At 51.1% G+C, this 317-nt stretch carries 1 protein-coding gene; it reads left to right on the top strand.

The window, feature by feature from the left end; genetic code table 11:
* Positions 1-240, top strand: a 240-nt coding sequence (locus tag CIK04_RS23455) for a flavodoxin domain-containing protein (protein WP_176463411.1), incomplete at its 5' end; no start/stop codon positions are given.
* Positions 241-317: the final 77 nt, after the last annotated feature.

Here is a 317-nt window from a genome sequence, read left to right as displayed (position 1 = left end):
CCTTTTATCCACGCTCTGCAAACGACCCCACCGAAAATGAGTGATGTTCGCTATGCTGTTGTGGCAATTGGAGACTCCAGTTACGACACGTTTTGTGCCGCGGGTTTGCACGCTCACGCGTTACTGACTGACATTGGCGCCACTGCGATCACTCAATGCCTGACCATTGATGTGCTCAGCCATACCGTACCAGAAGACGCTGCCGAAGTTTGGCTAAAGCAACATATCGAGCAGTTTTGATGTCTATTGCGGGGAAGCACTCCCTCGGCTTTTCCCCTCTGTGAATAACCTTTCTACAAATCCCATCGCCAATTCGC

The sequence above is a fragment of the Vibrio sp. 03_296 genome (assembly GCF_002265885.1).
This window is presented reverse-complemented; position numbering and strand designations above follow the sequence as displayed.